Source organism: Nonomuraea phyllanthi, from assembly GCF_006334985.2.
Lineage (GTDB): Bacteria > Actinomycetota > Actinomycetes > Streptosporangiales > Streptosporangiaceae > Nonomuraea > Nonomuraea phyllanthi.
The window spans coordinates 393,868-407,753 of record NZ_VDLX02000008.1 but is presented as its reverse complement, the minus strand read 5'-3'; the positions used below and the strand labels follow the sequence as shown (position 1 = coordinate 407,753).

Sequence of the window (13,886 nt, the reverse complement as noted above, 5' to 3'; positions counted from 1 at the left end):
CCCTCGGGCGCGGCGCCATCCCCGCGCGGAACGGCGTTCGCGCCCGACGAGCACTCATCCTGTGTATGCACGCATTCACCTGGCGTGAGCACATGACATTGGTAGCGTTGAATCATGACTGCCGAAGCGGTGATCGCGATCATGAATCCCTCGCTGCCCGACTGGGTCTTCCCGCCGCCCGGAGGCTTCACCGCCGAAGATCTCGATCACATTCCGGATCTGCCTGCGCACACAGAGTTGATCGATGGAAGCTTGGTCTTCGTGAGTCCACGGGCTTCCTTCCATGCGCACGTCGTCGACATCCTCGTCGTCGCCCTGCGCCGAGCCGCCCCGAAAGACTTCAAGGTGCGACGCGAGATAGGAGCGCGACCGCCTCCGCAAACCGCAACCCTACGCCGAAGCAGCGATTCCGCACTTCTGGCGCATCGAGAAGGTTTCGGGCGACCCGGTCGTCTATGTATACGAGCTCGATCCCGCCACCAACACCTACGTGATCACCGGCGTCCACCACACGAGCGTGAAGCTGACCCGTTCCTTTCGATCTTGACGTCGATTTCGCCGGGATCGACGACCTCTAAGGTCCGCTCAGCCCGCCTCGCGCCACCCTTCGTACCGCTCCGCGAGCTCGTCCACCCTGGCCAGCGCGCCCTCGTCAAGCCCCTCGACGACGACCAGCCACTGGGCGTCCTCGGCGTCGTCCTCCCCGGCCAGCGTCTCCCGCACCACCCGTGGCACCCCGAGTGATGGGAACCACTCCCCGAGGGTCTCCGCGACCTCCTCGGCGTCATCCCGCTCGGCGAACACCAGCAACTGCCTCATGCGACCGCATCCTTCCCTTCGCATCGCTCACCTCCCGCGTAGCCGCGGCGCCCCAGCCGCACTCTGGCCATGGCAGGAGAACACGATGTCGAAGAGCTACCGTCCTGGGTCCGCCATCCACCCGTGCGCCGTGTCCCACCTCGGCTCCGCCCTTCGCCGCTGGTCGCCGGAGAGGCTGCGCGTGCGCCGGCCGGATGACCGTCATCCTCGACCAAGGGCCGGCACGGCGCCCGCCGTGCCGGCCCCTCAGGCCGTTCGGGTCGATCAGGCGCCGCGCAGCTGGGCACCCACACGGTCGGCCGCCATGGCCACCGCCGCGTCGCGCGCCGCCGTCGTCTCCTCCACCGTCAACGTGCGGTCCGCGGCGCGGAAGCGCATCGTGTAGGCGAGCGACTTGTTGCCCTCGCCCACCTGCTCCCCCGCGTACACGTCGAACAGCCGGATCGACTCCAGCAGCTCCCCGGCGCCGTCGCGCAGCGCGGCCTCCACGTCGGCGACCGGCGTGAAGTCGGGCACGATCAGCGCGACGTCCTGCGTGGCCACCGGGTAGGCGGACACGGCGGGCGTCTGGACCGGGCCGGGCATGGCCGACTCCAGGCGTGACAGCTCCAGCTCCATGGCCGCGGTCCGAGCGGGCAGCCCGTACGCCTCGATGACGCGCGGGTGCAGCTCGCCCGCGTGGCCCACCAGCGTGTCGCCGACGTAGAGGGCGGCGCAGCGGCCGGGGTGCCAGGGCTCGTGCTGGTCGGCGCTGATCGACAGCTCCAGCCGGGCCTCGGCGGCGACCAGCCGGGCGGCCTGCACCGCGTCGGCCCAGGAGGCCGCGCGCCCGCCGCCCCACCAGCCGGAGCGCTCGAACTCCCCGGCCAGCACCACCGCGACCCGCAGCGGCTGGTCGGGCAGCGCGGCCTCGATGGAGGCCAGCTCCTCGGCGGTCGGCCGGCGCTCGACCCCGAGCACCGGCGCCACCTCGGGAGCGCCCTCGCGCGGCCGGTAGACCGGGCCCGTCTCGAACAGCGCCACGTCGGCGAAGCCGCGGCCGACGTTGCGGACCAGGGTCTTGAGCAGCCCCGGCAGCAGCGTCGTGCGCATGAGCGGCTCGTCCTCCGACAGCGGGTTGGCCAGCCGCATGGCGTGGCGGCGAGCGTCCTCGGCGGGCAGCAGCAGCCGGTCGAAGTCGTCGGGGCTGATGAACGGGTAGCTCAGCACCTCGACGTGACCGGCCTCGGCCAGCGCCCGGCCGACCCGCCTGCGCAGCCGCTGCCCCTCGGTGAGCCCGGCCCCGGCCGGGGCGGCGGGCAGCACCGACGGGAGGCGCTCGTAGCCCTCCAGCCGGATGACCTCCTCGGCGAGGTCGTTGGGGTCGGTGAGGTCGGGCCGCCACGACGGCGGCGTCACCGTGATCATGTCGTCGCCGGTCACGGCCAGCCGGGCGGCCAGCGCCCCGCCGGTCACCACACCGGTCGGATCGACGCCGCCCTGCCGCACGGCGGGGTCGTCGCCGGGCGTCACGACGCAACCGACCTGCTCCAGCCGGGCGACGACGGTCTCCTTCGCGTACGGCATGCCGGCCACGGCCCCGGGGTGCCCGGCCGGGATCGCGATGCGCGCCGGCGACACCTCGACCTGGGCGTGGGTGACCCCGGGCTGGACGCTCGCGCCGCCCAGCTCGGCCAGCAGCTGCACGGCCCGCCACGAGGCGACGAGCGGCAGCTCCCTGTCGACGCCGCGCTCGAACCGCTTGGACGCCTCCGAGACCAGCCCGTGCCTGCGGGAGGCGCGGGAGGTGCCGGTGGCGGAGAAGTGGGCGGCCTCGATGACGATGTCGGTCGACGCGCCGGAGATCTCGGTCGCCAGGCCGCCCATCGTGCCCGCGATCGAGATCGGCCCCGTCTGGTCGGTGATCAGGATGTCGTCGGGGTCGAGCTCGCGTACGACGTGGTCGAGCGTCTCCAGGCGCTCGCCCGCGACGGCGCGCCGCACGACGATCTCGCCGGTCAGCTTGGCGCGGTCGAACGCGTGCAGCGGCTGGCCCAGCTCCAGCATGAGGTAGTTGGTGATGTCGACGGCCAGCGACACGGGACGCATGCCGGCGCGCGTGAGGCGTACCCGCATCCAGAGGGGGCTCTGGGCGTCGGGGTCGAAGCCGCGGACCTCGCGAAGCACGAACCTGTCGCACGCGGTCGGGTCGGCGATCGAGGCCGGCCACGACGTGCCGTCCTCGGCGGGCGGCACGACGTCGGCGGGATCGTGGAAGGCCGCCCCGAACGCGATCGCCGCCTCGCGCGCGACACCCCTGATCGACAGCGCGTAGCCGATGTCGGGCGTGATCTCCAGCTCGATGACGTCGTCGCGCAGGCCGAGCAGCTCGACCACGTCCGCGCCGATCGGGGTGTCGGGCGGCAGCACCATGATGCCGTTGTGGTCGTCGCCCAGCCCGAGCTCGCGCTCGGAGCAGATCATGCCCTCCGACATGCGCCCGTACGTCTTGCGCGCGCCGACCTCGAACCCTCCGGGCAGCACGCCGCCGGGCAGGACGACCGGCACGCGGTCGCCGGCCGCGAAGTTGGTGGCGCCACAGACGATCATGCGCGGCGTGGCCTCGCCGGTCTCGACCCTGCAGTGGCGGATCGGCTTCTTGAAGCCGGTCAGCTCCTCGACCTCGAGCACCTCGCCGACGACGACGTTCTTGACGTCGTGGCCGTGCGAGGTGATCGACTCGAGCTTGAGCCCGGCGGCGGTGAGCTTGTCGGCCACCTCGTGGGCGGTGACCGCCGGGAGATCGACATACTCCCGCAGCCAGGAGAGCGGGACCTTCATCAGATCTCCATTCCGAACGGGAGCGTGAAGCGCACGTCTCCCTCGACCATGTCTCGCATGTCCTCCGCGTTGTGGCGGAACATCAGCGTGCGCTCGATGCCCATGCCGAACGCGAATCCGGAGTATCGCGACGGATCGACCCCGCAGGCCACGAGCACGCGGGGGTTGACCATGCCACAGCCGCCCCACTCGATCCAGCCCTCCGACTTGCAGGTGCGGCAGGGCGGGTTGCCGGGCACGGCCGAGGCGCCGCGGCAGACGAAGCACTTGAGGTCCATCTCGGCGGACGGCTCGGTGAACGGGAAGTAGTTGGGCCGGAACCGGGTCGTGATGCCCTTGCCGAACATCACCTCCGCGAACCTGTCGAGCGTGCCCTTCAGGTGGGCCATCGTCAGGCCCTCGTCCACGGCCAGCCCCTCGGTCTGGTGGAAGACCGGGGTGTGGGTGGCGTCGAGCTCGTCGGTGCGGAACGTCTTGCCCGGCGAGATCACGTAGACCGGCAGCTCGCGCTGGAGCAGCGCCCGGATCTGCACCGGCGAGGTCTGCGTGCGCAGCACCATGCCGGAGTCGGTCGACCCGACGAAGAACGTGTCGTGGTCGGAGCGGGCCGGGTGGTCCTTGGCGATGTTGAGCGCGTCGAAGTTGAACCACTCGCCTTCGAGATCGGGCCCTTCGGCCATCTCGTATCCCATGGCGATGAACGCGTCGGCGATGCGCTCCTGCAGCGTGGTCAGCGGGTGGCGGGCGCCGCGCGGCCGCCGGTCCCACGGCAGGGTGACGTCGACGGTCTCCTCGACGAGCACCCGCGCGTCGCGCTCGGCCTCCAGCTCGGCCTGGCGGGCGGCGAGCGCCTCGTTGATGGCCTTGCGGGCGGCGCCGACGCGCCTGCCGGCCTCGGCTCGGGCGGCCGGCGGCAGGGCGCCGATCTCGCGGTTGGCCAGGGCGATGGGCGAGCGGTCGCCCGCGTGCGCCAGCCTGGCCTGCTTGAGTGCGTCGAGGCCGTCGGCCGCCTTGATCGCCGCGATGGCGTCGGCCTCCATGCGTGACACCTCGTCGGCATGCAACGGTGTCACCTCGACGGGGTCGTAGTCAGACAAGAGTGAGCTCCGTATCCAGGGCTTGAGCGGAAAAGAGTCTAGTGGGCCCGCCCACCGGGACCGACTCGATCGCTACGGGGTGGCGAAGTCGGGCGTGCCGGTGGGCACGGTAAATCGGAACTCCGCCCCGCCCTCGGGCGCGCGCTGCACGGCGATCGTGCCGCCGTGCGCCTCGACCAGGCCCTTGACGATGAACAGGCCGAGCCCGGTGCCGCCACGCCTGCGGCTGTTGCCGCCCCGCCAGAACTGCCGGAAGACGCGCGGAGCCAGCTCGGGCTCGATGCCCTCACCCTCGTCGCGCACCGACACGGCGACTCCCCATCCGACGGACTCGATCTCTATTGTCACAGTGCCGCGCCCGTGGCGCAGCGCGTTTTCCACCAGGTTACCCAGGATCTGGTCGACTTTGTCCTGGTCGAGCCACATTTCCGGGAGGTCGTCGTCGACCAGCAGGCGGAACCGCTCCTCGCTCTCCCCGGCCGCGACCCGCCCGGCGATGAGCCTGCGCACCCTGGCCGGGAGGTCGACGACCTGCCGGCGCACCTCCAGCCGGCCCGACTCGATGCGCGAGACGTCGAGCAGCTCGGTGATGAGCCGGGTGACGCGGTCGGCGTCGTTGTTGACGGTCTCGAGCATGACGCGCTTCTGCTCGTCGGTGAAGCGGGACCACTTGGCCAGCATGGTCGCGGTGAAGCCCTTGACGCTGGTCAGCGGCGAGCGCAGCTCGTGGGCCACCGTGGAGACCAGGTCGGCGCGGCTGCGCTCCAGCCGGGCGCGGGCGCCGCCGTCGCGCAGGGTGATCGTGACGCGCTCGACCTCGCCGCCGCGCTCGGGCTCGCGGACCAGCCGGGCCGCGACGTAGAGCTCCTGGCCGCCGGGCAGGTGCAGCGGCCGCTCCGGCGCCCTGCTCCTGATGCGCAGCCCGCCCTCGGGGTCGAGCGCCTTCCACCAGTCGCGCCCGTCGTGGTCGCGGAAGGGGAACACGTCGCTCATGTGCCGGCCGACGGCGCGCTCCATGGTGACGCCGGTGAGCCGGGCGGCAGCCCGGTTGACGGCCAGGACGCAACCATATCGGTCGGTCACGATGAGGCCGTCGGGAAGGTCGTCGATGGCTATCGTGCACGCGGCGGCCACCACTCGCCCGTCGGTGTCTGCGCCGTGCACGACCTCGCCTCCTCCGCCTACAACGCCGACAATAGCGGGTTTCCCGCCGCCTAGGGCACTCGCTGAGCCCTGGCCGAGGAGTAAAGGCATACCGCCGCGGCGGTGGCCAGGTTCAGGCTTTCCGCCTGTCCGTAGATGGGCACTCTGACCACATCGTCCGCCTCGGCGAGTATCTCCTCCGGCAGCCCCCATGCCTCGTTTCCGAAGATCCACGCGGTGGGTCCCGCGAGATCGACATCGTCGAGCGTGTGCTTGCCCGCGCCGTCGGCCGCCAGCACGCGAAGTCCCCGCTCCTTCAGTTGACGCACGGCGGCGGCCACCGGTGCACCGATGACGACGGGCAAGTGGAAAAGACTTCCCGCGCTGGCGCGCACGCACTTGCCGTTGTACGGGTCGACGGAGGCGTCGGTGAAGATCACCGCGTCGGCGCCCGCCGCGTCGGCCGCCCGCATGACGGTGCCGGCGTTGCCGGGGTCGCGCACGTGGGCCAGCACCGCGACCAGGCGCGGCTCGGCCACCGCCTCGTCGAGGGCGTCCAGGGGTACGTGGACGTGGCGGCAGACCGCCACCAGGCCCTGCGGGGTCACGGTCTGGGTCAGCTCCGCGATGACCTCGCCGCTGGCCCGGTGCACGGGCACGCCCTTGAGCGTGGCCTCGGTGATCAGTTCGGGGTGACGCAGCTCGGCCTCGGCCGTGGTGAACAGGTCGAGGGGCACGCCGTCGAGCTTGAGCGCCTCGCGCACCGCCTGCGGGCCCTCGGCCAGGAACCTGCGGTCCTGCTCCCTGAAGGCCCGCTTGGTGAGCCGCCTGGCGGCTTTCACGCGCGGCGACTTCACGTTGGTCAGCTCGGACCCGGTCATGCTCTCTCCCGTCCCGACAGCCCTGTCTCCGAAAGCCCTGCTTCCCGGCAGCGCGCTGTCTTGATCACCGCTGCCGCGAGCGGAATCGCCGCATGACAGCAACAAAGGGCCCACCGTCATCGGTGGGCCCCTCGATTAAGGCAACCGCCTCAGCTCGCGACTCGTCAGCTCGCGGCCGGGGCGTTCACGTTCGCCGGCAGCGCCTTCTTGGCGGCCTCGACGAGCGCGGCGAAGGTCTGGCCGTCGTTGACGGCGAGGTCGGCGAGGATCTTGCGGTCGACCTCGACGCCGGCCAGGCGCAGACCCTGGATCAGACGGTTGTAGGTCATGCCGTTCTGGCGGGCGGCGGCGTTGATCCGCTGGATCCACAGACGGCGGAACGCACCCTTACGGTCCTTGCGGTCCCGGTAGGCGTACGTCATGGAGTGGAGCATCTGCTCCTTGGCCTTGCGGTAAAGGCGCGACCGCTGGCCACGGTAACCGCTCGCCCTCTCGAGGACGACCCTGCGCTTCTTCTTGGCGTTGAGCGCCCGCTTCACGCGTGCCATGTTTCTTCTCCCCGGGGAATCGCGCTACTTGGCGAGCAGCTTCTTGATCTTCTTGGAATCGGCGTCGGAAAGGACGACCTCGTTCTTGAGACGGCGCGTCAGCGTGGACGACTTCCACTCGTTGTAGTGCGCGCGGTTGGCACGGCGGCGCTTGATCTTGCCGGTGCCGGTGAGCCGGAACCGCTTTTTCGCACCGCTGTGCGTCTTCATCTTCGGCATGTCGCCGTCTCTCCTCGTTTCGGTCGTGCCGCTGGCCGGGCCGGTGCGTCGGCCGACCCGGTAGCGGCGTCTTCGTCTGCTGGTGGCTGAATCGGGCTGCCCGGAATCGGGGTGCTCTGTAAGGCTAACCCCAACCTCGGGTCATCCTTCCTGTGGGGAAGAATCCTCGCTGCCACGCTGGGCCCTGGCGGCGGCCTTTTCAGCCTTTGCCTCGGCCTTCTTCTTGTGCGGACCGATCACCATGATCATGTTACGGCCGTCCTGCTTGGCGTGGGACTCCACGAACCCCAGCTCCTGGACGTCGTCCGCCAGCCGCTGCAGCAGCCGGAAGCCCAGCTCCGGCCGGGACTGCTCGCGACCACGGAACATGATCGTGACTTTGACCTTGTCTCCCGCCTTGAGGAACCGCACGACGTGACCCTTCTTGGTCTCGTAGTCGTGCTGGTCGATCTTCGGCCGGAGCTTGATCTCCTTGATGATCGTGTGCGCCTGATTCTTGCGCGCCTCGCGCGCCTTCATCGCGGACTCGTACTTGAACTTGCCGTAGTCCATGAGCTTGCACACGGGCGGTCGAGCCGTGGCCGCGACCTCGACGAGGTCGAGGTCGGCCTCCTGGGCGAGCTTCAGGGCGTCGTGAATCGAGACGATGCCTACCTGCTCGCCGTTCGGGCCCACGAGGCGAACCTCGGGAACTCGGATACGCTCGTTGATGCGGGGCTCAGTGCTGATGGGGCCTCCTAGGTTTGCGATCCCTACGTGCTCGTCGTTGCGGGGACTCTTCGCTCGAACGCGAAAAGCCCCGCACGTCGCGCATGCGGGGCCACTGAGCTCTGTGGCTTCGTGGCCGTTGAGCTCCCCGGAGTAGTCCGGCGTGATCCTGGACCCGGCCGCCTTTCGGCGACTCGGGTGGGAGGGAGACCTCCGCTTGCGCGTCCAGCAAGGCATGCCGGACCGATCAGAGAGCTACATTACCACAACCACCAGATGTCCTCGAATCATCCCCGCCGGCCGAAACAGATCAGCCAGAACGGGGCCTTATGACCTTCGTCCTGCCAGAAGCGGGCAAGTGTCAGCCGCAGGAGGCCGAACAGCGGGTCAGCGAAGCCGTCAGGGGCGCCCATGACGACATGATCGAGGAGTACCGCCCGCTCTCCAGGAGTGGGCAGCCGGACTTCAAAGAATTCCTGCTGAGCGTTCCCGACCGGCCGGACGATCTGGAGCTGCCGCGCGACAAGGGACTCCCGCGAGAGGCGGACCTCGACGGATGACCTGCGCCTGCTCCCGGCCTCCCATGCCTCGATCGCAGCCATGGCCGGGGCCCGCGCCTGGAGTGTGGTCATCCGCAACGTGAAGGGGACACCGGCGTGACCGTGATCAGTCCGTTCGAGCCGACCGGCTGACGAGCTCGGCCTCGCCGGCCGCCCGCATCGCCGCCACCGGCACGTCCGCGCGGCCCGTCATGAGCTCCACCTGCCGCACCGCCTGGTGCAGCAGCATCGCGAACCCCCCGACCACGGTGCCGCCCGCAGCCCGGACGGCCGCCGCCGCGCTGGTCGGCCAGGGCGAGTAGACCACGTCGAAGAGCGCGGGCACCCCCGCCAGCCGGTCGGCGAACGCGTCGCCCGCGCCGCCGGGCAGCGTGGAGACCACCAGGTCGACCTGCGTCAGGGCGTCGAGCTTGTCGAACGTCTCCACCGCCAGCGCCACGCCCAGCCGCTCGGCCACCGCCATCGTCTCCCCCGCCCGCGCGGGGTCGCGCACCAGCAGCGTCGCCGAGTACAGCCCGAGATTGCGCAGCGCCGCCAGCGCGGAGGCCGCCGTGGCGCCCCCGCCCAGCACGGTCGCCGAGCGCGGCGCGGGCACCCCCGCCTCGGCCAGCGCCTGCTCGATGCCGTAGACGTCGGTGTTGTGGCCGTGGCGGTGACCGTCGCGGAACACCACGGTGTTGGCCCCGCCGACCTCCAGGGCCGCCTCGGAGACGGTGTCGAGGAGGGGCAGCACGGCCCGCTTGAGCGGCATCGTCAGAGAGAGGCCCGCCCAGGCGTCCCCGTCATCGGACCCCTGGCCGCGCACCGGCACCAGCTCGTCCAGCAGCCCCGGCAGCCGCGCCTCGTCGCACTCGAACGCCTCGTAGCTCCACCTGTCGAGCCCCATCGCGTGGTACGCGGCCCGATGCAGGTAGGGCGAGAGCGAATGCCCGATGGGCGACCCCATCACCGCAGCCCGCATCCCCCACTCCTCCCAGATCAGCAAAACCCTACCGCCCCCGGCCCAGCCGTCCTCGCACCCTTGAAAGGGACCCGCAGCAACCGCCATGCCACCCGCCGAGCCATCCGCCTCCCGGCTCCACCGGCCATCCGGCCTCACCGTCCGACCGGGCCATCACGTCCTTACCGGCCGACCCGGCCATCGGGTCTTGCCGTCCGGCCCTGTCATCCAGTCGTCCCGGCCGCACCCCGGTGATCTGCCCCACCACCCGGACGGCCCACGGGGCGCGCGTCACGGCGGGAGGCGTCATCACCGGAGCGGCGTCCCTTGGACAGACCCCGGGGCACGTCGGCGGGAGGTGCTCACCGTGCGGAGCCGTAAAAGAGCTGAAAAAGAGTGGGATGCGAAGACGGGCGTCAGCCACCGTTCCGGCGGTACTCGGCGAGGAGCTCCTTGAACTCGGCCTCGGTGGAGGCGAAGCGGGTGACGTTGCTCTTGGGGTCGGTGGCGACGAACCAGAGCCAGTCTCCCTTGGCCGGGTTGAGCGCCGCCTCGATCGCGTGATCGCCGGGGTTCGTGATGGGCCCCGGTGGCAGCCCCATGTGGATGTACGTGTTGTACGGGCTCTTGGTCTTGGTCTCCGCGAACGTGGCGGCCGTGCCGTACTTCTTCAGCGCGTACATGACCGTGCTGTCCATCTTCAGCATCATCTGCGGCTTTCGCTCAAGCCGGTTGTAGATGACGCGGGCGATCTTCGGCATGTCCTCCTGCCGGCCCGCCTCGGCCTGGACGATGCTCGCGATGATCATGATCTCGTGGGGCGTGTGGCCGAGCGCCTTCGCACCGCCCGCGAGGTCCATCTCGTCGGCGGTCTGGTTGAACCGCTTGACCATGGCCGCCAGCATCTCTGTCGGCGTGGTCTTGGGCTGGAACTCGTACGTGGCCGGGAAGACGTATCCCTCGAGCTTGTCATCGGCGTAGCGCGGCAGGTCGAACTCGTCGATGTTCTTGGCGGCCGCGGTGAACTCCTTGAGCGGCTTGCCGGTCTCCTTGGCGAGCGTGGCCAGCGTGTCGGACAGCCGCAGGCCCTCCTTGATCGTCACCTTGGCGAGCAGCTTGTTGTCCGGGACGAGCAGCGCCGCCGCGCTGGCCGCCGACATGTGCTTGCGCAGCTTGTACGAGCCGGGCTGGAGCGAGGCGCTCCTTCCGGCGTTGGCGATCGCGTTGGTGAACGCCCTCGCACTGGCCACGACCCCCAGCCGCTCCAGCTCCTGCGCCACGTCCGAGGCGCTCTGGCCGTCCTTGATCTCCACGATGACCTCGCCGGCGCCCTGACCGGTGAAGTCGTCGGGCACGAGCGCGTCGCTGAGCCACAGGTAGCCGTAGTATCCGCCGCCGCCGATGATGCCCGCCAGCACCACGAAGGCCAGCAGTGGGGCGATGAAGCCGCCCCGGTTCCTGCGCCTGCGCCGGCGGCGCCCGCCGCGCTTGCCGGAGCCGCGCGAACGGCGTCGGGCACGACCCTCGTCGTCCTCGGCGCCGAGCAAGGTGTTCAGATCGAGATCGTTCATAGGTGCGCTGGCCAATCTCCCGGTACGGCCGGTCGGGCGTCAAGCGAAACCACCGAACCGGCAGGGGTCACCGAGCGGAACTGGGGGGTCCGCCGGACGCGCTCCCACGGCCAGCGGAGATCACTCTGGGTAGCCATGCTAAGGGATGGAAAGAGGGCGCATGCCCCTTTTTGAGGCATTTGCGCCGGGACGGGGGGAGTCCCATCGAACATCAGTTCGTCCCGAGGTTCTTGTTCAACTCTTCCCGGTATCTCACGAACTCGCTCTCTTTGTTGGTGAATTTGGTGATTCTATGCGCCGGATCCGTCGTGACAAACCAGTGCCAATCGCCCTTAGCTGGGTTCAGGGCTGCTAGCAGCGCCTTCTCCCCCGGATTCGCGATGGGTCCCGGCGGCAGTCCTTTGTGGCGATAGGTATTGTAGGGCGAGTCGATCTTGGTGTCCTTCTCCGTGACTCTCAGTGTCCGCCGGTTCTGCGCATACAGGACAGTGCTGTCGATCTCGAGCTTGGTGCCCTTCTGGAGACGGTTGTAGATCACCCTGGCGATCTTCGGGTAGTCCTCGTCGGTCCCGCCCTCGGCCTGGATCAGGCTGGCCACCGTGACGGCCTCCAGCGGAGTCAGGTGCTTGCTCGCCGCCTGCTCCTCCAGGCCCACCTTCCGCGCGGCGACGCCGAAGCGCTCCACCATCGCCGCCAGCACGTCCACGGCCTTGTCGCCCGGCTCGATCTCGTACGTCGCGGGGAACAGGAACCCCTCCAGCCCCGGCGCGTACTCGGGCAGGCCGACGAGACCCTTGTCGACGCCCTGGAACTCCTTGAGCGGCAGCCCGGTCTGCTTGGCGAGCCTGGCCAGCACCTCGGACGTCCGCATGCCCTCAGGGATGGTGACGCGCCGCACGACCCTGGACGACGGGGCGAGCAGCAGGTCGAGCGCCGCCCCGGCGGCCATGCCCTTACGGAGGCGGTAGTGTCCCGGCCGCAGCCGGTTGGTGACCGCGCGCTCCTCCGCCGCCCGTACGAACGAGCCGGCGCTCGCCACCACTCCGGAGTCCGCCAGCGTGGACCCGATCTCCTGCGCGCTGGAGCCGGGCGCGATCCGCACCGTCACGACGCCGCTGCCGGGCCCGTCGAAGTCGTCGGGGCTGAAGTACGGCCTGAGCATCGCGAACGCGCCTGCGCCGAGCGCCACCAGGGCCGCGGCCAGACCCACGGACACCATGCCCGCCTTACGGATCGCCCGGCGACGACTCCCCGGCCCTCCGCCTACGCCCTCCCGCCCGCGCCCGACCGCACCGGGTGCGATGGCTTGACCGCGCTCAGGTTCCTCTTCGGCCTGCCCGGGTTCCCGGGCCTCGTGCTCCCTGTCGAGCCCGGCCGGCCCCACCCCGGCCTGCCCCGGCCCCTGGGCCCTCCCAGCCGCCGCCTCGTCAACGCGCTCGCCGGCCGAGCCCCGGGCCTCCCCAGGGTCCGTCCGGCCTGCCTGGGCCTGCCTGGCCTGCGCGTCCTCAGACTCCGCTCCCCCGGTTCGACCCGCGCGCGCCTCCTCGGACGGCTGCTGATCGGACCACGCCCGCTCGGCTCCCGCCTGCCCGGCGCCACCCACCGGCTCGGCCCGCGAGGCCTCGTGCCGCGACGGCTCCCGCTGCGGCACCTCAGACGGCGGCGCCCCAGATGAAGACACCGCAGATGAAGACGCCGCAGACGGAGACATGTCAGACGGAGACATCTCAGACGGGGATGCCGCAGAACGAGACGCCGCAGACGGAGACATCCCAGAGGGAGATGCCCCAGAGGGAGACGCCGCAGACGGCGAAGGCTCGGACGGCGATGGACCGGACGGCGATGCCTCAGACGGAGACGGCCCGGCCTGAGGAGCCACCCCCGACCGCAACGGCTCCTGCTGCGACCGCGACTGCGACGCCTCGGCATCCTCCGAGTCGAAGTCGCCGCCGGTGGAACCGTCCGCGGCGGCATCGTCCGCGGCGGGGTCGTCGGAGAACGGGATCAGGTCGCCGCGATCGTCCCCGTCCTGCGGCGCGCCGTTCACGCGACCACCCCGCAGGCCGGAGCCGCAGGTGACACCCCCGTGACGCGCGCGTTCATGAGGCAGGTCCGTCGGCCGCTGGGGGCGGTGCGACGGGCCTGCCTGGGGGTCTGTCCGTGGCGCGCTCGGAGTCGAGCGCGTCCTGCAGCAGCACGACCGCGGCCGCCTGGTCGACGACGCCGCGCTGCTTCTTGGCCTTCACGCCGCTGGCCCGCAGCCCCTGCTGCGCCGCCACCGTGGTCAGCCGCTCGTCGAACAGTCGCACGGGCGTGGAGCCGAGCCGGGCGGCGAGGTCGGTGGCGAACTGGCGGGCCAGTGCGGCCGCCTGCCCCTCGCGCCCGGACAGCGACGTGGGCAGGCCCACGATCACCTCGATCGCCTCGTGTTCGGAGACGATCGAGGCGATCCGGTCGAGGTCGCCCTTGCCGCGCCTGACGGTTTCGACCGGCGTGGCCAGCAGCCCGGATGGGTCACTGCGGGCCACGCCGACGCGTACGGACCCGACGTCCACGCCGATCCGCGTGCCGAACCTCATG

The 13,886-nt window shown here is 70.6% G+C and carries 13 protein-coding genes and 1 pseudogene; 2 read left to right on the top strand and 12 right to left on the bottom strand.

Features of this window, described 5'->3' with window-relative positions:
* The first annotated feature begins 141 nt into the window (after nt 1-141).
* A pseudogene (locus FH608_RS52905) lies at nt 142-578 on the top strand (Uma2 family endonuclease).
* Nucleotides 579-585: 7 nt separating this feature from the next.
* Here FH608_RS52905 and FH608_RS23530 read toward each other — a convergent pair.
* The 8 genes from FH608_RS23530 to infC all read right to left on the bottom strand — a co-directional run bounded on the left by FH608_RS23530 (nt 586) and on the right by infC (nt 8,238).
* The gene (locus tag FH608_RS23530) at nt 586-819 is read right to left on the bottom strand and encodes a hypothetical protein (protein WP_139632712.1); all 234 of its coding nucleotides are present in this window, start codon (nt 817-819) and stop codon (nt 586-588) included.
* Nucleotides 820-1,083: 264 nt separating this feature from the next.
* Nucleotides 1,084-3,639, bottom strand: coding sequence for a phenylalanine--tRNA ligase subunit beta (locus FH608_RS23525; RefSeq protein ID WP_139632711.1), 2,556 nt, complete (start codon nt 3,637-3,639; stop codon nt 1,084-1,086).
* Nucleotides 3,639-4,679 carry a phenylalanine--tRNA ligase subunit alpha gene (gene pheS, locus FH608_RS23520; protein ID WP_226899824.1) on the bottom strand — a complete coding sequence of 347 codons (1,041 nt, stop codon included), beginning with the start codon at nt 4,677-4,679 and terminating at the stop codon, nt 3,639-3,641. Before pheS ends, FH608_RS23525 begins: the two co-directional genes overlap by 1 nt.
* 129 nt (nt 4,680-4,808) lie before the next feature.
* Complete coding sequence (locus tag FH608_RS23515; protein WP_139632709.1) at nt 4,809-5,900, bottom strand: sensor histidine kinase; 1,092 nt, start codon at nt 5,898-5,900, stop codon at nt 4,809-4,811.
* A 50-nt stretch (nt 5,901-5,950) separates the two neighbouring features.
* Nucleotides 5,951-6,760 (bottom strand): TrmH family RNA methyltransferase, encoded by an 810-nt coding sequence (locus tag FH608_RS23510; RefSeq protein WP_139632708.1) that lies wholly within the window; start codon nt 6,758-6,760, stop codon nt 5,951-5,953.
* 164 nt (nt 6,761-6,924) lie between these two features.
* On the bottom strand, nt 6,925-7,308 hold the full coding sequence (gene rplT / locus FH608_RS23505; RefSeq protein ID WP_139632707.1) for a 50S ribosomal protein L20: 384 nt from the start codon (nt 7,306-7,308) through the stop codon (nt 6,925-6,927).
* A 24-nt stretch (nt 7,309-7,332) separates the two neighbouring features.
* A complete protein-coding gene (gene rpmI, locus FH608_RS23500; RefSeq protein WP_043622108.1) occupies nt 7,333-7,527 on the bottom strand; it encodes a 50S ribosomal protein L35 in 195 nt (64 codons plus the stop codon).
* Between the two features lie 141 nt (nt 7,528-7,668).
* The gene (gene infC, locus FH608_RS23495; protein ID WP_226899823.1) at nt 7,669-8,238 is read right to left on the bottom strand and encodes a translation initiation factor IF-3; all 570 of its coding nucleotides are present in this window, start codon (nt 8,236-8,238) and stop codon (nt 7,669-7,671) included.
* Nucleotides 8,239-8,564: 326 nt separating this feature from the next.
* Between infC and FH608_RS23490 the strand changes: the two genes are divergently transcribed.
* Nucleotides 8,565-8,795, top strand: a complete 231-nt coding sequence (locus tag FH608_RS23490; RefSeq protein ID WP_139632706.1) for a prevent-host-death protein — start codon at nt 8,565-8,567, stop codon at nt 8,793-8,795.
* A gap of 106 nt (nt 8,796-8,901) precedes the next feature.
* Here FH608_RS23490 and FH608_RS23485 read toward each other — a convergent pair whose 3' ends face one another.
* The 4 genes from FH608_RS23485 to ruvX form a co-directional block, all read right to left on the bottom strand.
* Entirely contained in the window at nt 8,902-9,756 is an 855-nt protein-coding gene (locus FH608_RS23485) for a shikimate dehydrogenase (RefSeq protein ID WP_139632705.1), read from the bottom strand.
* 395 nt (nt 9,757-10,151) lie between these two features.
* Complete coding sequence (gene mltG, locus FH608_RS23480; protein ID WP_139632704.1) at nt 10,152-11,306, bottom strand: endolytic transglycosylase MltG; 1,155 nt, start codon at nt 11,304-11,306, stop codon at nt 10,152-10,154.
* A gap of 211 nt (nt 11,307-11,517) precedes the next feature.
* Complete coding sequence (mltG, locus tag FH608_RS23475; RefSeq protein ID WP_226899810.1) at nt 11,518-12,525, bottom strand: endolytic transglycosylase MltG; 1,008 nt, start codon at nt 12,523-12,525, stop codon at nt 11,518-11,520.
* A gap of 880 nt (nt 12,526-13,405) precedes the next feature.
* A complete protein-coding gene (ruvX, locus tag FH608_RS23465; RefSeq protein ID WP_139632703.1) occupies nt 13,406-13,885 on the bottom strand; it encodes a Holliday junction resolvase RuvX in 480 nt (159 codons plus the stop codon).
* Nucleotide 13,886 lies beyond the last annotated feature (1 nt).